The 18,670-nt window shown below is 32.9% G+C and carries 20 protein-coding genes; 16 read left to right on the plus strand and 4 right to left on the minus strand.

Annotation, left to right across the window (positions count from 1 at the left end; all coding sequences use genetic code 11):
* The first annotated feature begins 68 nt into the window (after positions 1–68).
* Positions 69–1,343, plus strand: a complete 1,275-nt coding sequence (gene purD, locus AC8GF4_RS01360; RefSeq protein ID WP_506592037.1) for a phosphoribosylamine--glycine ligase — start codon at positions 69–71, stop codon at positions 1,341–1,343.
* 100 nt (positions 1,344–1,443) lie between these two features.
* Here purD and AC8GF4_RS01365 read toward each other — a convergent pair whose 3' ends face one another.
* Positions 1,444–1,674, minus strand: a complete 231-nt coding sequence (locus tag AC8GF4_RS01365; RefSeq protein WP_506592039.1) for a DUF6341 family protein — start codon at positions 1,672–1,674, stop codon at positions 1,444–1,446.
* 144 nt (positions 1,675–1,818) lie between these two features.
* Between AC8GF4_RS01365 and AC8GF4_RS01370 the strand changes: the two genes are divergently transcribed.
* Positions 1,819–2,748 (plus strand): DUF6427 family protein, encoded by a 930-nt coding sequence (locus tag AC8GF4_RS01370; protein ID WP_506592041.1) that lies wholly within the window; start codon positions 1,819–1,821, stop codon positions 2,746–2,748.
* On the opposite strand, the gene upp is transcribed toward AC8GF4_RS01370, so the two are convergent.
* Positions 2,743–3,396, minus strand: coding sequence for a uracil phosphoribosyltransferase (upp, locus tag AC8GF4_RS01375; RefSeq protein ID WP_506592043.1), 654 nt, complete (start codon positions 3,394–3,396; stop codon positions 2,743–2,745). The genes AC8GF4_RS01370 and upp overlap by 6 nt on opposite strands.
* Before the next feature lie 90 nt (positions 3,397–3,486).
* Here upp and AC8GF4_RS01380 point away from each other — a divergent pair, with 90 nt between their 5' ends.
* Both AC8GF4_RS01380 and AC8GF4_RS01385 read left to right on the plus strand, forming a co-directional pair.
* Positions 3,487–4,092 (plus strand): DUF4254 domain-containing protein, encoded by a 606-nt coding sequence (locus AC8GF4_RS01380; protein WP_506592045.1) that lies wholly within the window; start codon positions 3,487–3,489, stop codon positions 4,090–4,092.
* 213 nt (positions 4,093–4,305) lie between these two features.
* Entirely contained in the window at positions 4,306–5,319 is a 1,014-nt protein-coding gene (locus AC8GF4_RS01385) for a glycosyltransferase family 9 protein (protein ID WP_506592047.1), read from the plus strand.
* Positions 5,320–5,414: 95 nt separating this feature from the next.
* Here the strand turns inward: AC8GF4_RS01385 and AC8GF4_RS01390 are convergent, their stop codons facing one another.
* Positions 5,415–5,723 carry a hypothetical protein gene (locus tag AC8GF4_RS01390; protein ID WP_506592049.1) on the minus strand — a complete coding sequence of 103 codons (309 nt, stop codon included), beginning with the start codon at positions 5,721–5,723 and terminating at the stop codon, positions 5,415–5,417.
* Positions 5,724–5,842: 119 nt separating this feature from the next.
* The gene (locus AC8GF4_RS01395; RefSeq protein WP_506592051.1) at positions 5,843–6,895 is read right to left on the minus strand and encodes a 2Fe-2S iron-sulfur cluster-binding protein; all 1,053 of its coding nucleotides are present in this window, start codon (positions 6,893–6,895) and stop codon (positions 5,843–5,845) included.
* Between the two features lie 136 nt (positions 6,896–7,031).
* Between AC8GF4_RS01395 and AC8GF4_RS01400 the strand changes: the two genes are divergently transcribed.
* From AC8GF4_RS01400 to atpG, 12 genes are all read left to right on the plus strand, one after another.
* Complete coding sequence (locus AC8GF4_RS01400) at positions 7,032–8,492, plus strand: DUF5687 family protein (RefSeq protein WP_506592053.1); 1,461 nt, start codon at positions 7,032–7,034, stop codon at positions 8,490–8,492.
* Between the two features lie 70 nt (positions 8,493–8,562).
* On the plus strand, positions 8,563–9,258 hold the full coding sequence (locus AC8GF4_RS01405; RefSeq protein WP_506592055.1) for an ABC transporter ATP-binding protein: 696 nt from the start codon (positions 8,563–8,565) through the stop codon (positions 9,256–9,258).
* A gap of 87 nt (positions 9,259–9,345) precedes the next feature.
* The gene (porW, locus tag AC8GF4_RS01410) at positions 9,346–11,967 is read left to right on the plus strand and encodes a type IX secretion system periplasmic lipoprotein PorW/SprE (RefSeq protein WP_506592057.1); all 2,622 of its coding nucleotides are present in this window, start codon (positions 9,346–9,348) and stop codon (positions 11,965–11,967) included.
* A 2-nt stretch (positions 11,968–11,969) separates the two neighbouring features.
* Entirely contained in the window at positions 11,970–12,356 is a 387-nt protein-coding gene (locus AC8GF4_RS01415) for a bactofilin family protein (RefSeq protein ID WP_506592059.1), read from the plus strand.
* Complete coding sequence (locus tag AC8GF4_RS01420) at positions 12,343–12,576, plus strand: AtpZ/AtpI family protein (protein WP_506592062.1); 234 nt, start codon at positions 12,343–12,345, stop codon at positions 12,574–12,576. The genes AC8GF4_RS01415 and AC8GF4_RS01420 overlap by 14 nt, the downstream gene beginning before the upstream one ends.
* 97 nt (positions 12,577–12,673) lie before the next feature.
* Positions 12,674–12,979 (plus strand): hypothetical protein, encoded by a 306-nt coding sequence (locus tag AC8GF4_RS01425; RefSeq protein WP_506592064.1) that lies wholly within the window; start codon positions 12,674–12,676, stop codon positions 12,977–12,979.
* A gap of 120 nt (positions 12,980–13,099) precedes the next feature.
* Positions 13,100–14,251 carry a F0F1 ATP synthase subunit A gene (gene atpB / locus AC8GF4_RS01430; protein WP_506592066.1) on the plus strand — a complete coding sequence of 384 codons (1,152 nt, stop codon included), beginning with the start codon at positions 13,100–13,102 and terminating at the stop codon, positions 14,249–14,251.
* A gap of 101 nt (positions 14,252–14,352) precedes the next feature.
* Positions 14,353–14,544 carry an ATP synthase F0 subunit C gene (gene atpE, locus AC8GF4_RS01435; RefSeq protein ID WP_185965906.1) on the plus strand — a complete coding sequence of 64 codons (192 nt, stop codon included), beginning with the start codon at positions 14,353–14,355 and terminating at the stop codon, positions 14,542–14,544.
* 135 nt (positions 14,545–14,679) lie between these two features.
* Complete coding sequence (locus AC8GF4_RS01440) at positions 14,680–15,180, plus strand: F0F1 ATP synthase subunit B (protein ID WP_506592068.1); 501 nt, start codon at positions 14,680–14,682, stop codon at positions 15,178–15,180.
* A 2-nt stretch (positions 15,181–15,182) separates the two neighbouring features.
* Positions 15,183–15,716 (plus strand): ATP synthase F1 subunit delta, encoded by a 534-nt coding sequence (gene atpH, locus AC8GF4_RS01445; protein WP_506592070.1) that lies wholly within the window; start codon positions 15,183–15,185, stop codon positions 15,714–15,716.
* Positions 15,717–15,754: 38 nt separating this feature from the next.
* Positions 15,755–17,332 carry a F0F1 ATP synthase subunit alpha gene (atpA, locus tag AC8GF4_RS01450; RefSeq protein WP_506592072.1) on the plus strand — a complete coding sequence of 526 codons (1,578 nt, stop codon included), beginning with the start codon at positions 15,755–15,757 and terminating at the stop codon, positions 17,330–17,332.
* An 82-nt stretch (positions 17,333–17,414) separates the two neighbouring features.
* Complete coding sequence (gene atpG / locus AC8GF4_RS01455) at positions 17,415–18,275, plus strand: ATP synthase F1 subunit gamma (RefSeq protein WP_506592074.1); 861 nt, start codon at positions 17,415–17,417, stop codon at positions 18,273–18,275.
* Positions 18,276–18,670 lie beyond the last annotated feature (395 nt).

The raw sequence follows: 18,670 nt of genomic DNA on the forward strand, positions 1-18,670 counted from the left end.
TACGTTCAAAAGCAATTATTTTTGCACCGTCTGTCAAAAGACAGCAATGCAACTAAAATAACTACATCATGAATATTTTATTACTAGGATCGGGAGGAAGAGAACACGCTTTTGCTTGGAAAATGATTCAAAGTCCTCTTTGTGACACCCTTTTTGTAGCACCAGGAAACGCAGGTACTGCTCAAATTGCAAAAAACATTGATATCAGCGCCACCGATTTTGATTCCATAAAAGCATTGGTGCTCCAAGAAAATATAGAAATGGTAGTGGTTGGACCAGAAGATCCTTTGGTAAAAGGGATTTATGATTTTTTCCTAAACGATCAAGAATTAAAAAATATACCGGTAATTGGTCCTTCAAAAATTGGAGCAACATTAGAAGGAAGTAAAGAGTTTGCCAAAGAATTTTTGATGAAACACAACATTCCAACAGCGGCTTATGATAGTTTTACTGCCGAAACGGTTGAAAATGGATGCAAATTTCTAGAAACATTGCAACCTCCGTATGTATTAAAAGCGGATGGTTTGGCTGCAGGAAAAGGAGTTTTAATTATTCAAGATTTGGCCGAAGCTCAAGAAGAATTAAGAAACATGCTAGTTCATCAAAAATTTGGTGCTGCAAGTTCCAAAGTGGTTATTGAAGAATTTCTGGACGGTATAGAGTTAAGCTGTTTTGTATTGACGGATGGTAAAAGCTATAAAATTTTACCAACAGCCAAAGATTACAAACGAATAGGGGAAGGCGATATAGGATTGAATACAGGTGGAATGGGAGCAGTTTCTCCAGTTCCTTACGTAGACGCTGTTTTGATGGAAAAAATAGAAACCCGCATTGTAAAACCAACAATCGAAGGTTTTCAAAAAGACGGAATCCCATATAAAGGTTTTGTGTTTATCGGATTAATCAATGTCAATAACGAACCGATTGTTATTGAATACAACGTGAGAATGGGTGATCCAGAAACCGAAGTAGTGGTTCCTAGATTAAAATCAGACTTAGTGGAATTGTTTTTGGCTGTTGCCAATGAAAAATTGGACGAATTCAATCTTGAAATAGATGAAAGAAGCGCCACTACAGTAATGATTGTATCAGGAGGTTATCCCGAAGATTTTGAAAAAGGAAAAATAATTACGGGTCTAGAAAGCGTTACTGACTCTATTGTTTTTCACGCAGGAACTAAATTGAATGATGGTAATGTAGTAAGCAATGGTGGAAGAGTAATGGCCATTACTTCTTATGGAGATAATTTTCAAGAAGCTTTGGATAAATCATACAAGAATGTAAATCAATTGCATTTTGACAAAATGAATTTTAGAAAAGATATTGGATTTGATTTGATCTAGAAAAAAAAGACTTCTTAGATTTTTGGACATTTTAGAAAAGTTATAATCTAAATAGTCTAAAAATCTAAGAAGTCTAATAATCTTGCTGTCTTCGATGATATTATTTCAAAAAAGAATGAGCAGTTGTATCTTGAAACTCTTCTCCGTTTTCTTTTTGCAATTTCAATTGTTTAATCCAATATACCATAGCAGCAGCACAAATGATCATAAAGACCCAATTGATAGTGTTGGCACCAAACCAAGATTTAAGCTCTAATGAACGTAAAAAGTCAAGAGGAGCGAATAATATATTTACAAATAAGTACTGTATTCCTTCAAAAAATGATGTCATAATCTCTATTTTTTATTTTATTATTTTATTTTTCGGAAATTAGAATTGTAAAAAAAAAAATTTCTAATGAATCTTTTTTAATCTATCTCCATTCCTTTTTAAACAAGTATTATATTTACAGTCACAAAAGTATAAAATATCCTTATGATAACAAGTGTTTTTAAAAAATCTACACCATTAAATTTTACTTTGGTAGTTATTTTAATACTGGTTTTCTTTTTTCTATATCAAATTCAAGTTTTATCTTGGACAAATTCCATTATTTCTATTCTTCAAAAAATAGGATTATTGTGTCTTTTGCTAGGTAGTGTTTTCTTAACTAGTTTTATTTCAAAACGCAATGGACTGAGTAGGGACAGTACATACGTAGCTTTTTTTTATTTTTTGTTGTTGATTTTTTTTCCTTCTTTATTGGACGATACTAATTTAATTCTTTCCAATTTTTTTATTTTAATGGCATTGCGAAGATTGATTTCTTTGCAGACTTTAAAAGAAACAAAAGAGAAAATTTTTGATGCTTCATTGTGGATTTTTATAGCCGCTTTATTTCAATTTTGGAGTATTTTATATATCCTTTTAGTTTTTATTTCTATAATTTTTCATGTTTCTCGTGATTATAGAAACTGGATTGTTCCGTTTGTTGCTTTTTTTGCTGTTTCCATTTTATTTCTTTTATGCGCTATGATTTTTAATATTGATAGCATAGCTTTTTTATATGCAAATTGCAAAACCGATTTTAATATTGATTATTTTACAAATAATTATCAAAATGCAGCGTTCTCCATTTACATTACAGTTGCTTTGTTTTTTGTAATATCTATGTTTTCTTCCTTATCAAGCAGACCTTTAGTTTTGCTTTCCTCCTTTAAAAAAGTGATTGCTGCTTTTTTTATTGGATTATTAGTTTTTGTTTTGTCTGCAAACAAAAGCAACGATTTATTGGTTTTTACTTTTGCTCCATTAGCAATGATGGCAACATGTCACATCGAAATAGCACAACCCAAACTAAAAGAAGAAATCGTTATGTTTGTCCTTTTAGCTTGTAGTATGTTTTGTTTTTTCTCTCAATTATAGTTTGTTTCCATAAGCCAAATCTCCAGCATCTCCCAGTCCTGGAATGATATAACTTTTTTCGTTTAGTCTTTCATCCAATGACGCTATCCATAAATGACAGTTTGATGGCAGATTTTTTTCTAAAAAGGAAATACCCTCTGGAGCAGCTATAATCACTGCTAAATGAATTTCTTTGGGCGTTCCTCTTTCCATTAATTTGTTAAAAACTGCTACTATAGATTGCCCAGTGGCCAACATAGGATCTAGTAACAAAACAGTTGCCCCGTTTAAATCGGCAATGGCTTGGTATTCTACTAGAATGTCAAAATAATCATCCTGGTTTGGATGATGTCTAAAAGCCGAAATAAAGCCATTCTCTGCATTATCAAAATAATTTAAAAATCCTTGATGCAAAGTCAATCCTGCTCTTAAGATCGAACACAAAACCAATTGATCAGAAATTTTAGTCGTATTTTTGATACCCAAAGGAGTTGGAACAGCTATCGGTTCATAATCAAAAGACTGACTCATTTCATAGGCCATAATCTCACCAATCCGCTCAATATTCCTTCTAAAACGCATACTGTCTTTTTGAACATTTACATCACGAATTTGGCTTAAAAAGTGATTCAAAACACTATTTTTTTCTGATAAATGATGAATTTCCATGTAGTTTTTATTTGAAATATTATTTGTTTAGTTTTTTTTTAAAGTATAAAAGTATAAAAAGTATCTTTGTATTACTAAATTCATAAAGATATGTTTTCAAAATTAGCTTATTCAGTATTCGTACAAAGTATAAAAGATTATCATCAATTTGATAATGTTGACCAAACTATAAATAATCCTTTTCCAAAAGATAAATTTGAGCATTTATTATATTTAAAAAATTGGATTGACACCGTACAATGGCATTTTGAAGATATCATTCGTGATCCAAATATTGATCCTGTTGCAGCTTTGACTTTGAAAAGAAGAATCGATGCATCCAATCAAGAACGTACCGATATGGTAGAATATATAGATGGTTATTTTCTTCAAAAATACAACCATGTTGCAGTAAAAGACAATGCCAAAATCAATTCAGAAAGTCCAGCTTGGGCATTTGACAGATTGTCTATCTTGGCATTAAAAATTTACCACATGAACGAAGAAGCTACTCGCGTCGAAGCTTCACAAGATCATAGAGACAAATGTCAAGTAAAATTGAATATCCTTTTGGAGCAAAGAACCGATTTGTCATTGGCCATCGAAGATTTATTGACAGACATCGAAAACGGAGACAAATTCATGAAAGTGTACAAACAAATGAAAATGTACAACGACGATGATTTGAATCCAGTTTTGTATCAAAATAAAAAATAGTTTTTGGAGCTATTTCCAGCTTTTCATTACAATTCCTCTCAAAAAAAGTATAGTTTCTAATGTTCTAAAAAGAGCTTCCGTTGGTCGCTTTTTTAGAACAAGAAACTTTACTTTTTTTGTTCCGGGATTTTCATTTTAATCTGGGCTAGGGCATCCAAGCATCAATAAATTAAGCACCTCAAATTGCCAAAAAACATTCAACATATAGCCGTCATGAGACTTTCCGCAATGGGAGATGTCGCCATGACGGTTCCTGTTTTACGTGCTTTTTTAAATCAGTATCCCGAAGTAAAAATCACGGTCGTTTCCAGACCTTTTTTCAAACCTTTTTTTGATGGGATTCCCAATCTCTCTTTTTTTGCTTTTGATGAAAAAGAAAGACACAAAGGATTTCTTGGTTTAATCAAATTGTTTCAAGATTTAAGAGCGTTGGATATCGATGCTTTTGCTGATTTGCATAACGTTTTGCGTTCCAAAATCGTGAGAACACTTTTTGCTTTAAGTGGAAAAAAAACAGCTTCGGTTGACAAAGGAAGAGCCGAGAAAAAAGCCCTGACTCGTCCCGACAACAAAGTTATCAAACCGTTGACTACCATGTTCGAAAGACACACAAAAGTGCTTGAACAACTCGGTTTTCCGGTGAATTTGGATAACCCAATATTTCCTAAAAAAGCCATTTTAGATTCCGAGATTCTAGAAATAATTGGCACTTCGCATCAAAAATTAATAGGGATTGCACCTTTTGCTCAATACGATTCCAAGGTGTATCCTTTGGATTTAATGAAAGAAGTGATCGACACTTTGGCATTAGATCCACACAATAAAATTTTGCTTTTTGGTGGCGGAAAAAAAGAAATCGAAATTCTAAATACACTTAGTTCTGGCAAACAGAATGTCATTAATATGGCTGGAAAAATCAAGTTTTCACAAGAGTTGCAACTTATTAGTAATCTGGATGTGATGCTTTCTATGGATTCTGGAAATGCTCATATTGCCGCAATGTTGGGTGTAAAAGTCATCACGCTGTGGGGTGCAACACATCCGTTTGCTGGTTTTTCTCCCTTCAATCAACCCTTAGAAAATGCTTTGGTATCCGATAGAAATTTATATCCAAAATTGCCAACATCGGTTTATGGTAATAAAAAAGTAGAAGGATATGAAGATGCGATGAGAACGATTTTGCCATTTGAAGTGGTGAAGAGTATGCAGTCTCAGTTTTCAATTTAACAGTTTAAAAGCTAAAGTGATAAAAAAAGAGTATGCAAAGCAAACTCTTTTTTTATCATATTTTAGAAACCCATAACCCATAACCCATAACTTCTTCACAAATAGATTTTCTCATCCTTGCATCTGCCATAAATATATCTTTTCAGATTCGATATCGTTTCTTGGTAATTGGGCGCTTCAAAACCAAAACGCTCGTGTTCCAATTGTTCCTTTTCGATAGCATTGCAGCCTTTTATCACTTCTTTGAGCATATCGAGCATAGCAAGTTCTTTATTGTCAGTTTTTGCAAACTTGAACTCTACAATTTCATCTTGTAATTCGGAACAATAGTCTACTAACTTCTGGACTTCGGGCTCATCAAGTAGAGACGGATTACTTTTAAAAATTTCTCGTGTTGATTTCATAAGCAATATCAATATCAATTTCAATTTCAAAAATCAATAGTAATTTCGTTAGCAATAGTTGGTTTATAAATTTACAAACGGCCACTGAACACTACCAACTGATTACTGAACACTTATTTTTAAACATCATCATAATCTACACGAATAGTGGCGGAGGTAGGATGCGCTTGACACGTTAGTATTAAACCTTCGGCAATTTCACTGTCGGTAAGGATAGAATTTTTCTTCATCTCGGCTGTACCTTCGGTAACTCGGGCCAAGCAACTACTGCAGATGCCGCCTTGGCAAGAATAAGGCGCATCAATTCCTTGTTTTAAAGCTGCATCTAAAATGCTTTGTTTTTGAGACATTTCAAAAGTTGTTTCTTCATCATCGACCATAACGGTGATTTTAGAATGACCGCTTAACGATTCTTTTATAGTATTTTCTTGAGTTGAAGCCGTGAAAAGTTCGAATTTTATAGCCGATTCTTTTACGTTCTTTTCTTTCAAAACCCCAGAAACGGTATTGATCATTTCTTCTGGACCACACAAATAGAATTTGTCAAACTCCAATGATGAATGCTTGGTGTTCAAAGCAAAATTTACTGTGGATTTGTCAATTCGACCAAACAATGCATTTTCAACATTAGCCTCACTGTACACATAATGCACAAACAAACGACCCACATATTGCAATTGCAAATCGTGTAATTCTTGGTGAAAAATAGTTTCTTCTGGAGATTTGTTTCCATAAACCAACACAAAAGAACTTTTAGGTTCGCTTTTCAAAACCGATTTCAAAATAGATAAAACAGGTGTAATTCCGCTACCTGCAACAAAAGCAATATAGTTTTTTTGACGGTCGTTTTCGGGCTCGAAAGTAAATTTACCTTCTGGTTCTCCTACTTCAAGAACATCACCTGCTTTTAGTTTTGAATTAGCAAATTGAGAAAAAGCGCCATCTTTTACCGCTTTTACGGCAATGCGCAAATCCCCGCTTGTAGGAGCTGAACAAATAGAATACGCACGACGAATTTCGGTATTGTCTAATGTCAGGCGTAAATTTATATATTGACCAGCAATAAAAGTATAATTGGATTTTAATTCTTCGGGTACATTAAAAAGTATAGAAACGGCATCTTTGGTTTCGCGTTTTACTTCTTTTACTATTAATTTTAGAAAGGATGGCATAGGACTGTTTTTTATACAAAAGTAATAAAACTATTTAGGATTAAAATAATTTGATGGAATTCAAGTTCGATTTTCAATTGTTTTTGTAACATTTTCCTACTCCAAACTACTAACTCCCAAAACCAAACCAAAAACCATGTTTGCAAAATTTATTTATCTTGAATGGAAATCGTTTTTAAGATCGGCTTCTTTCGCTTCCAATTTGGCTTTGAAAATTCTAATGGGTTTTCTAGTCCTTTATTTTACGCTCGTTTTTTTAGCATTAGGCATTGGTGCTTTTTATATACTGAGGGAAATGAAATTGGATCCTTTGGTAACCATAAACAAGTTCTTGATTTATTATTTTGTGATGGATTTGATTGTTCGACTTTTGATGCAAGCAATTCCGGTCATGAACATTCGTCCACTTTTGTCTTTACCATTCAAGCGACCAACCATTGTACATTTCTCTTTGGGAAAAACTGCTTTGTCCTTTTTTAATCTAGTTCACGCTTTTTTCTTCCTGCCTTTTTGCGCGGTTTTAATTTACGAAGGCTATGATGTAATTAGTGTGTTGCTTTGGCTGACCGCTCTTTATTCTATTGTATTTGCCAACAATTTTCTAAATATACTTTTGAACAACAAAGATAACTTATTGGGAATTTTTATCACTGTCGCTTTGGTTTTGGCAGGTTGTCAATATTACAAATTATTTGATATTACGCTTTATACCTATCCATTTTTTCAAGCATTATTTCATACCAAATGGGTTTTTGCGCTTCCAGTTTTAGTTATGATAGGATTGTATTATTGGACTTATAATTACCTCAAAGGAGATTTGTATCTAGATGCAGGATTAACAGTTAAAAATGACATTGCCAAAACGGAACAGTTAACTTGGCTGAATCAATTTGGAACTCTAGGAACTTTTTTGAAAAACGACATTAAATTAATCAAAAGAAACAAACGTTCAAAAACGACTATTGGTTTGAGTATAATGTTCTTGTTTTATGGTTTAATTTTTTTTACAAGTAATTCACATCAACCAGAAGTGATGCGGATTTTTGCTGGAATATTTGTTTCAGGAGGCTTTTTAATCACCTTCGGTCAGTTTGTGCCGAGTTGGGACAGTGCTTATTACCAATTAATGATGACACAAAACATTCCGTATCGTGGATATTTGAATTCCAAATGGTGGTTGATGATTATCGGAACCATAATTTCTGCAATTCTGGCTACTTTTTATTTATACTTTGGATGGCAAATTTATTTAACGATTGTGGTTGGTGCCATTTATAATATTGGAGTTAATTCTTTATTGGTATTATTAGGAGGAGCATTTACAAAAACGCCTATTGATTTGAGTTCTGGTAAAGGTGCCTTTGGAGACAAAAAAGCTTTTAACGTCAAAACAATGCTCATCACCATTCCACAATTGATATTACCTGTGTTTTTGTATTGGTTGGGTACTTATTTAATGGATGCTAATTTAGGTTTGGCTTTTGTTGCTCTTGTTGGATTTTTGGGTTTAGCGCTAAAAAACAAAGTATTTGTATTTATTGAAAAAATTTATAAAAAAGAGAAATACGCAACCATTGCCGCCTACAAACAAAAATAGCCCCCCAACCCCCAAATTAGGGAGTTTCGAGCGTTCAATCTAAAATCTTAATTCTAAAATCTAAAATTGCATGATACAAGTAAATAATCTTTCCAAAAAATACAACGATACATCAGTACTAAATATAGAATCACTGGCAATTCCAAAAGGACAAAGTTTTGGATTAGTGGGTAATAACGGAGCTGGAAAAACCACTTTTTTTAGTTTATTATTAGATTTAATACAGCCTACAACAGGGAATATAATCAACAATGAAGTTCAAGTGAATAGTAGTGAGCATTGGAAACCATTTACCGCTTCATTTCTTGACGAGAGTTTTCTGATTGGGTATTTAACTCCAGAAGAATACTTCTATTTCATTGGAGATTTAAGAGGGCAAAACAAAGCCGATGTAGACGCATTGTTGGCTCGACACGAAGAATTTTTCAACGGAGAAATACTTAAAAACAAAAAATATTTACGCGATTTATCCAAAGGAAATCAAAAGAAAGTGGGAATAATTGCTACTTTGATTGGTAATCCACAAGTGATTATTTTGGATGAACCTTTTGCCAATTTGGACCCAACTACGGTCAACAGACTCAAAAAAATCATTAAAGATTTGGCTGATAATCCTGAAATTACAGTTTTGGTTTCGAGTCATGATTTAATGCATACGGTAGAAGTTTGCAATAGAATAGTTGCCCTAAACAAAGGCGAAGTAGTAAAGGACATTCAAACTTCGGAAGAAACATTACAAGAATTAGAACTGTTTTTTGCGGTTTAAATTTAGTTATTTGAAAAAGAAACGTATTTTTACCAGTCATTATACTAAAATACTTTTTTGAAAGTTTAATGACTTAAACGTTTTCCATTGAATAGCAACACTTCAAAATACTTTATAGCTTTATTATTTTTAACTTTCTTGATAGCGTGTTCTACCAAGAAAGATACTTTTTTGGCTAGAAATTCACACGCCTTAAGCACCAAGTATAATATATTATATAATGGAGAAATTGCTTTGGCAAAAGGAATTAAAGGTATAAATGACAATTCAACAGAGGATTTTTGGAAACGTTTACCTGTCGAAAAAATGCAAGTGAATGATGATGTGCCTGTTGATGGAAAACCCAAAAATGCAGATTTTGAAACTGCAGAAGCCAAAGCTACCAAAGCCATTCAAAAACATGCTATGAATATTGGTGGAAGAGAAAAAAATTTCCAAATAGACGAGGCTTATTTATTACTTGGAAAAGCAAGATATTACGATCAACGATTCATTCCTGCCTTAGATGCTTTCAATTACATACTATATAAATATCCGAACAGCAGTAATATTTATGATGCCAAAATTTGGCGAGAGAAAACAAACGTTCGTCTAGGGAACGATGCTTTGGCTATCAAAAACACTTCAAAACTCATCAAGGACAATGATCTCGGAAAACAAGATTTTGCCAATGCGAATGCCATTTTAGCTGCTGCTTTTTTGAACATTGAAGAAAAAGACAGTGCCGTAGTAAAATTAAAATTAGCCAATGCTTACACCAAAGTGCATGAAGAAAGAGAGCGGTATTCTTTCTTGTTAGGGCAACTGTATGAAGAAGCAGGTCAAAAAGACAGCGCTGTTTATTTTTATCAAACGGTTATTGATATGAATAGAAAAGCAGAAAGAAAATTTGTCATTCAGGCTTACGCTAAAAAAGCAAAACTCAATAATTACAAAGATTTAGATTATGATGTATTTGTCGAAAAATCCAAAAAGATTATGGAGGACAGAGAAAACAGACCCTATTTGGATGTGATTTTTCATAGTATTGGAATTTTTTACGACAACAACGATAAGAAAGATCTAGCATTGGATTTTTACAATGCTTCTTTGGATACTAAATCTACTGATCCTTACATGAATGCTTCCAATTTTAGAAACATTGGAAATTTATATTTTAAGCACACTGAATATGTAAATGCGGCCAAAAGTTATGATAAGTGCTTGGAATTGTTGGACCCTAAATCTAGAGAGCATCTTCAGATTTCCAAAATCAGAAAAAACCTCGATGAAGTTATTCTGTATGAGGCTACTGCAAAAAGAAATGACAGTATTATTTATGTAGCTAAGTTAAATGAGCCAGAACAAGTGGTGTACTTTGAAAATTACATTCAAAAGTTGAAAAGCAGTGATGCTCTAAAAAAAATGTTGGCAGAAAAACAAAAGAAAATTGATGAGAACATTGCATTAAACAATGGTGGCAATATGCCGAATGATGTTAATACTGATCCAAATGGAAAACCAGCAAATGTGCCAGCGTTTACACCTCCTACAATTTCAAATCCATCAGCAGTAAATGCTGTTTTCTATTTTTATAATCCAAATACAGTAGCATTCGGAAAATTAGAATTTAAAAAAATATGGGGAAACAGAGCACAGAATGGGTATTGGAGAGTTTCATCTGGAACGGGTCAAAATCAAAACACAGCAGAAAATAGTGCTCAAACCGAAAACAAAGACAAAGCAGTAGTTAATGAAGAAGTTAATGATAAATACACTACTGATTATTATATAAAACAATTGCCAAAATCACAAGCAGTAATTGACAGTATCAGTAAAGAAAGAAACGCAGTCTATTTCCAATTAGGGGTTGCATATAAAGAAAAATTCAAAGAATACAATTTGGCTTCCACTAGATTGGAACAATTATTAGAGTATCAACCCGAAGAAAAATTAATTCTTCCAACGAAATATAATTTATTTAAAATTTATCAAATTACAAATTCAGTCAAAGCAGCATCTCTAAAAGAAGAAATTATTGCTCAATATCCAAATTCAAGATATACTCAGATTATTAGCAATGTTTCACCCCTAGATGGAACCGCCAATGATACGCCAATAGGAGAATATGAAAATTTATATCGATTGTTTCAACAAGAATATTTCACATCAGTTTTGGAACAAGTCGATGGTTTGATCAATCATTTTGCAGGAGAAAATATTGTTCCGAAATTTGAATTGTTAAAAGCTTTTTCAATAGGTAAATTAAACGGACTCGAAGCATACAAAAAAAGGATTCAATTTGTAGCAGAAAATTATGCTTCTAGCAAAGAGGGAAAAGATGCTATTGAAATTCTTAAAACCCAAATTCCACTTTTGGAGCAAATGACATTTAGTGCCACAGAATCTAAGAATTGGAGAGTTGTGTTCAAAATTGACAAAAATGACGAAAAAACCAGTGCTGCTATAGAATCAAAACTAGCTTTGTTTTTTGCCAATGAAAATATTGAAAAATTATATTACACTTGTGATTCCTATACAGAAAAAGAAAATTTCATTTCTATTCATGGCATACATACAGAATCCTATGCTCATTTTATAGCTGTTCTTTTTGCAGAAAACCCAAAATTTAAAATCAGTCAAACAGGAATTGTTATTTCAAATGAGAATTACAAGATTGTTCAAATCAAGAAAAACCTAGACGCCTATCTTTTACTTAAAAAACCATAATTATGTTTGATAAAAAACCAAAAATGTTAACTGATGTTTTAGGGAAAACCAATAGAATAGTTGAAGGAACTATAATAAAAGGAGATGTTATTTCGCCTGCCGATTTTAGATTGGATGGAGAACTCATTGGAAATTTTACCTCAAACGGAAAATTGGTTATTGGACCAGCAGGTAGTGTCAAAGGAGATATCATTTGCACAAATGCCGATATCGAAGGAAAATTTGAAGGTATAATAAAAGTAGAAGATACTTTGAATATTAAGGAATCGGCCACTATTATTGGAGAAGTTATAATTGGTAAATTATCAGTAGAACCAGGTGCTGCTTTCAATGCAACTTGTGTAATGGTATCTGGAAATACGAAAACAACAACCAGTGACAACAAATAATAATTCAAATAAAAACAACTACAATAAATGGTTGGCACTTATTAATATTCCCATCCAAATGGGCGTTATTATTTTTTTATTTTCCTATTTAGGAAATTGGTTGGACGAGAATCATCCTAGCACCAAAGTATATTATGTAAAAATAATGGTTATGGTTGGTGTGGTTTTGGCTCTCTATAATGTAATCCGACAAGTAAACGAAATCAATAAAAATCAATAAAAGACGAATCATGAATCTTAAAAAGTTGTATCCATTTTTAACTTTAATGGGCATTTCGCTCCTTTTATATGGTATACACAAATTGATTTTTTATGTAATGAAAATTAATCAGGAGCAATTTCATTATTCTTTAGAAGCATTGTATTTGTTGTTCTTCCTTTTGTCTTCCATTATATTCGTAGTATTATTAAAGATTAAGGAAAAGAGTTTTGACAATGTTGGAATGTCATTTCTTTTGGCAACAAGTATAAAAATGGTTTTTTGTTATCTGATTTTAAGACCATTATTAAAAATCCCAAAAGGTAATAATCCAACGGAGCGAATAAATTTCTTTATACTGTTTATTGTATTTTTAGCAATTGAGACCCTTTTCACGATACGATTAGTCAACGAAAAGCAATAATCAATGCATTAAGCGAATCAAATTCTCAAAAAAATACTTTTATATGCTTTTGAGTATTAATAAAAAATGTACCTTTGCACCAAATTTTAGAATCGTTAAAAAAAAAGATATTTAAGAGATATGGTGATTTCCAACAAAGCACTTAGATTTATTATAGCGACTTTCGTTATATGTCTTCCTTTTACTAGTATGGCAAATCCTGAAAAGGATACTACAACTGTTCAAACTGAAGCTACGCATGAAGTTACTGAAACAAGCCACGAAGCTCACGCTGAACCTACAGATGTGAAGTCTAAAGTTAAAGCATTTATTAAGCATCACGTTTTAGATTCTCATGAATTTTCTTTTTCCCAAGATGATGAAACTGGAGTGCATTATGGTTTTGCATTACCTATAATTATTTGGGATAATGGTTTTCAAATTTTCTCTTCTTCAAAATTTGAACACGGTGAAGCTGTAGCAGAATCAAATGGGAATTTCTACAAAATAAATCACCACGACGGAAAAATTTACAAAACAGACGCGGCTGGTACAATAACTGAAGATGAAAAAACTGGACATCCAACAAATGTTCGTCCTTTAGATTTATCGATTACCAAAACAGTTTTTTCTATACTTCTTGCTGCGATTTTAATGTTTGTTATTTTCACAAGCTTGGCAAAATCGTACGCTAAAAATAACGGAATCGCTTCTGGTGTTGGTCGTATTTTTGAACCTGTCGTATTATACGTACGTGACGAGATTGCAATTCCTAATATTGGAGAGAAACACTATAAGAAATACATGAGTTATTTATTGACTATATTTTTCTTTATATTGTTTTTAAATATTTTTGGTTTAATGCCTTTTGGTATTAACGTTACTGGAAACCTTACGATTACTTTTTCATTGGCTATCCTTACTTTTTTAATCACAAACCTTACAGCGAACAAAAACTATTGGGGTCATATTTTCTGGATGCCAGGTGTGCCAAAAGTAATGCGTCTTGTTTTGGCTCCTATTGAGTTGTTGGGAGTTTTTATTAAACCATTTTCATTAATGATACGTTTGTATGCAAACATTTTTGCAGGACACATTGTATTGATGAGTATAATTGGATTAATGTTTATTTTCAAAAGCTGGTTAGGAAGCAGTTTGTCATTTGGATTGTCATTTGCACTTTCTATACTAGAAATATTGGTTGCGTTTTTACAAGCGTATATATTCACGATGTTATCTGCATTATACTTCGGTTCAGCTGTAGAAGAACATCATCATGAGGAAGCTCATTAAAAAAGTTGTGAGTTATAAGTTATGAGTTGAACGACGTTTAACATATAACGAATAACCTATAATCATTAAAAAAGAATGTTTAATTTTTAATTATATATATTATGGAAATTCCACAAATCGTAGGAGCAGGATTGATCGTTATCGGAGCAGGATTAGGTATTGGTAGAATTGGTGGTTCAGCAATGGACGCTATTGCTCGTCAACCAGAAGCTTCTGGAAAAATCCAAACTGCAATGCTTATTGCAGCTGCACTTATTGAAGGTATTGGTTTTGCTGCGTTATTCGCATCTTAACTAGCACTTAAAAAACAAACAATAGTTACAACGGTTGGTTGTAGCTATTGTTTTAATTAAATGTTGAAAATTATATTAAACAGATTAAATTTTATTTTTTAAAATACAATTTACATTATATACAATTTATAAAAAATGGAAAAGTTAATAAATCAGTTTGAGTTAGGTTTGTTCTTCTGGCAAGTATTAATATTTGTTGGATTAATATTCTTATTGAAAAAATTCGCTTGGAAACCAATTCTTGATGCAGTTAATGATAGAGAAGAAGGAATTAAAAATGCATTGCTTTCTGCTGAAAACGCTAGAAAAGAAATGCAAAATTTACAAGCTGACAATCAACGTATTTTACAAGAAGCAAGATTAGAGCGTGACAACATGCTTAAAGATGCTCGTGAAATGAAAGAGAAAATGGTTGACGATGCTAAAACTGAAGCTCAAGCTCAAGGTCAAAAAATGATCGAGCAAGCTAAAGCGGCTATTGAAAGTGAAAAAAACGCAGCTATGGCTGAATTGAAATTACATGTTTCAACTTTGTCACTTAGCATTGCTGAAAAATTATTAAAAGAGGAACTATCTAACAAAGAAGCTCAAACTAAATTGGTTGAGAAATTGTTAGGTGATGTAAAATTGAACTAATCATGGCAAGTACTAGAGCAGCAATTCGTTATGCAACCGCAATTTTAGATTTATCCAATTCAAAAGGAGTTTCTGAAGCTGTGAATAATGACATGAAATCTATTGCTTCAACGATTAAAGGAAATGCGGAATTGAGTACTTTTATTCAAAACCCAACCATTAAAGTAGAAGTGAAAGAGAAAGCACTTTTAGAAGTTTTTGCTTCAGTTGATAACGTAACCAAAGGTTTAATTCATTTGTTATTTGAAAACAAAAGATTTGAAATTATGCATGTTATAGCTGCAGAGTATATCAAATTGTTTGATATCATGAATAATGTTGAAGTGGCAAAAGTAACTACAGCTATTGCTATGGATGCTGCGCTTGAAGCTATAGTTTTAGCTAAAATAGCAACACTTTCTGATAAAAAAATTACAATTGAAAACATTGTAGATCCTGCTATCATTGGTGGATTTATTTTAAGAATAGGCGATCAGCAGTATAACGCTTCTGTTGCCAACAGATTACAAATATTAAAAAGAGAGTTAAGTAATTAGTTTTATTACACATTTAAGTGTCTAAATTATAAATTAAGATGGCGGAAATTAAACCTGCTGAAATTTCAGCAATATTAAGAAAACAAGTAGAAGGTTTTGAATCTGGTGCTACACTAGAGGAAGTAGGTACAGTACTTCAAGTTGGAGATGGTATTGCTCTTATTTATGGGCTTTCTAATGTTCAATACGGAGAATTAGTTGAATTCGAAAACGGATTAGAGGCTATTGTATTGAACCTAGAGCAAGACAATGTTGGTGTGGTACTTTTAGGACCTTCAACAGGTATCAAAGAAGGATCAACTGCAAAAAGAACACAACGTATTGCTTCTCTTAAAACAGGAGAAGGAATGGTAGGACGTGTAGTAAACACTCTTGGTTTTCCAATTGATGGAAAAGGACCAATTGGAGGTGAATTATTCGAAATGCCTTTGGAAAGAAAAGCTCCTGGAGTTATCTTCCGTCAGCCAGTTACTGAACCATTGCAAACAGGAGTAAAAGCAGTTGATGCTATGATCCCAGTTGGTAGAGGTCAACGTGAGTTGGTTATTGGTGACCGTCAAACAGGAAAATCTACTGTTTGTATTGACACTATCTTAAATCAAAAAGAATTTTACGATGCTGGAAAACCAGTATTTTGTATATATGTTGCTATTGGTCAAAAAGCTTCTACTGTTGCAGGAATTGCAAAAATGTTAGAAGAAAAAGGTGCTATGGCTTATACAGTAATCGTTGCGGCAAACGCTTCTGATCCAGCTCCGATGCAAGTTTACGCTCCTTTCGCAGGTGCTGCAATTGGAGAATATTTTAGAGATTCAGGTCGTCCAGCTTTAATTGTTTATGATGATTTATCGAAACAAGCAGTTGCTTACCGTGAGGTTTCTCTTTTATTAAGAAGACCACCGGGACGTGAAGCATATCCTGGAGACGTTTTTTACTTACACAGTCGTTTATTAGAGCGTGCTTGTAAAGTAATTGCTGATGATGGAATTGCAAGAAACATGAACGATTTACCAGCTTCATTAAAAGGTATCGTAAAAGGTGGTGGTTCTTTGACTGCTTTGCCAATTATCGAAACTCAAGCAGGTGACGTATCAGCCTATATCCCAACAAACGTAATTTCGATTACAGATGGTCAAATTTTCTTGGATGGAGATTTGTTTAACTCTGGTGTTCGTCCTGCAATCAACGTAGGTATTTCTGTATCTCGTGTTGGAGGTAATGCTCAAATTAAATCAATGAAAAAAGTAGCAGGTACTTTGAAACTAGATCAAGCACAATTCCGTGAATTGGAAGCGTTTGCAAAATTTGGTTCTGACCTAGATGCTGTTACATTAAACGTAATTGAAAAAGGAAAAAGAAACGTTGAAATCTTGAAACAAGGTTTGAACGACCCTTATACAGTTGAAGACCAAGTTGCAATTATCTATGCTGGATCTAAAAACTTATTGAGAAGTGTTCCTGTGAATAAAGTGAAAGAATTTGAGAAAGATTTCTTGGAATTCTTAAATAACAAACACAGAGCGACTCTTGATGCTTTGAAAGCAGGAAAATTAACAGATGAAATTACAGATGTACTTGAAACTGTTGCAAAAGAAATTTCAGCAAAATACAACTAAGTTGGAAATGAGAAGTTAGAAATCGGAAGTAATCTTCCAATTTCTAACTTCAAACTTCTAACCTCAAACTTCTAACTTTTATATGGCAAATTTAAAGGAAATCCGTAATAGAATTACTTCCATTTCATCTACGATGCAAATTACATCGGCAATGAAAATGGTTTCTGCAGCAAAGCTAAAGAAAGCACAGGATGCGATCACAGCAATGCGCCCTTATGCCGAAAAATTAACGGAATTATTACAAAATCTTTCTGCTTCGCTTGATGGTGATGTTGGTGGAGAATTTACAACACAACGTGAAGTAAAAAAAGTGTTAATTGTTGCTATCACTTCTAATAGAGGTTTGTGTGGTGCTTTTAATACAAATGTAATTAAGGAAGCTAAAAACCATTCTGAGTATTATGCTGGTAAACAAGTTGATATATTTGCTATCGGTAAAAAAGGAAATGATATTCTATCCAAAACCTTGAACGTAATTGATAATCAAAGTTCAATATTTGATCATTTAACTTTTGATAATGTTGCAGCTATTGCTGAAACATTAACTCAAAAATTTGTTTCAGGTGAATACGACAGAATTGAATTGGTTTACAATCAGTTTAAGAATGCTGCTACTCAAATTGTACAAACCGAACAATTTTTACCCTTAGCTCCTATTCAATCTGATAAACCAGTTTCAACTGGAGATTATATCTTCGAACCTGCAAAGGACGAAATTGTTTTGACTTTGATTCCAAAAGCATTAAAAACACAATTGTACAAAGGTATTCGTGATTCATTTGCTTCTGAGCACGGAGCGCGTATGACTGCAATGCACAAAGCAACAGACAATGCAACTGATTTAAGAGATCAATTAAAATTAACTTACAACAAAGCACGTCAAGCTGCAATTACCAATGAAATCCTTGAGATTGTTGGTGGAGCAGAAGCCTTGAAAGGATAATTTGTGAAATACAGAAAATGAAAAAAGAGCCTTTTGGCTCTTTTTTTATGCTTTGTTTTTAAGGAACAAATAGCTTTATAGTCCTTTAGCTCTTTGTTTTAGTAGGGATCTTAGCTTTTCCCGATGCTTTGTTTTTTAAGGAACAAATAGCTTTATAGTCCTTCAGCTCTGTGTTTGGGTGAACCTTAGCTTTTCACTTTGGCTTGTTTTTATAAGGGACAATTAGCTTTATAACCCTATGCTCTGTGTTTAAGTGGGTATCTTAGCTTTTCCCTATGGCTTGTTTTTTTTAAGGGTTCAATTAGCTTTATTAACCTTTTGCTCTATTTTTTTATGGAAGAAACTTAGCTTTATCCATGCTTTGTTTTGTGGGGAACAATTAGCTTTATAAACCC

Source organism: Flavobacterium rarum (SeqCode) (genome assembly GCF_965234445.1).
Taxonomy (GTDB): Bacteria; Bacteroidota; Bacteroidia; order Flavobacteriales; family Flavobacteriaceae; genus Flavobacterium; species Flavobacterium rarum.

Bases quoted from the DNA above. Each gene is read 5' to 3' on its own strand.
- purD (WP_506592037.1), top strand. From the start codon at position 69: ATGAATATTTTATTACTAGGATCGGGAGGAAGAGAACACGCTTTTGCT.
- AC8GF4_RS01365 (WP_506592039.1), bottom strand. From the start codon at position 1,674: ATGACATCATTTTTTGAAGGAATACAGTACTTATTTGTAAATATATTA.
- AC8GF4_RS01370 (WP_506592041.1), top strand. From the start codon at position 1,819: ATGATAACAAGTGTTTTTAAAAAATCTACACCATTAAATTTTACTTTG.
- upp (WP_506592043.1), bottom strand. From the start codon at position 3,396: ATGGAAATTCATCATTTATCAGAAAAAAATAGTGTTTTGAATCACTTT.
- AC8GF4_RS01380 (WP_506592045.1), top strand. From the start codon at position 3,487: ATGTTTTCAAAATTAGCTTATTCAGTATTCGTACAAAGTATAAAAGAT.
- AC8GF4_RS01385 (WP_506592047.1), top strand. From the start codon at position 4,306: ATGAGACTTTCCGCAATGGGAGATGTCGCCATGACGGTTCCTGTTTTA.
- AC8GF4_RS01390 (WP_506592049.1), bottom strand. From the start codon at position 5,723: ATGAAATCAACACGAGAAATTTTTAAAAGTAATCCGTCTCTACTTGAT.
- AC8GF4_RS01395 (WP_506592051.1), bottom strand. From the start codon at position 6,895: ATGCCATCCTTTCTAAAATTAATAGTAAAAGAAGTAAAACGCGAAACC.
- AC8GF4_RS01400 (WP_506592053.1), top strand. From the start codon at position 7,032: ATGTTTGCAAAATTTATTTATCTTGAATGGAAATCGTTTTTAAGATCG.
- AC8GF4_RS01405 (WP_506592055.1), top strand. From the start codon at position 8,563: ATGATACAAGTAAATAATCTTTCCAAAAAATACAACGATACATCAGTA.
- AC8GF4_RS01415 (WP_506592059.1), top strand. From the start codon at position 11,970: ATGTTTGATAAAAAACCAAAAATGTTAACTGATGTTTTAGGGAAAACC.
- AC8GF4_RS01425 (WP_506592064.1), top strand. From the start codon at position 12,674: ATGAAAATTAATCAGGAGCAATTTCATTATTCTTTAGAAGCATTGTAT.
- atpB (WP_506592066.1), top strand. From the start codon at position 13,100: ATGGTGATTTCCAACAAAGCACTTAGATTTATTATAGCGACTTTCGTT.
- atpE (WP_185965906.1), top strand. From the start codon at position 14,353: ATGGAAATTCCACAAATCGTAGGAGCAGGATTGATCGTTATCGGAGCA.
- AC8GF4_RS01440 (WP_506592068.1), top strand. From the start codon at position 14,680: ATGGAAAAGTTAATAAATCAGTTTGAGTTAGGTTTGTTCTTCTGGCAA.
- atpH (WP_506592070.1), top strand. From the start codon at position 15,183: ATGGCAAGTACTAGAGCAGCAATTCGTTATGCAACCGCAATTTTAGAT.
- atpA (WP_506592072.1), top strand. From the start codon at position 15,755: ATGGCGGAAATTAAACCTGCTGAAATTTCAGCAATATTAAGAAAACAA.
- atpG (WP_506592074.1), top strand. From the start codon at position 17,415: ATGGCAAATTTAAAGGAAATCCGTAATAGAATTACTTCCATTTCATCT.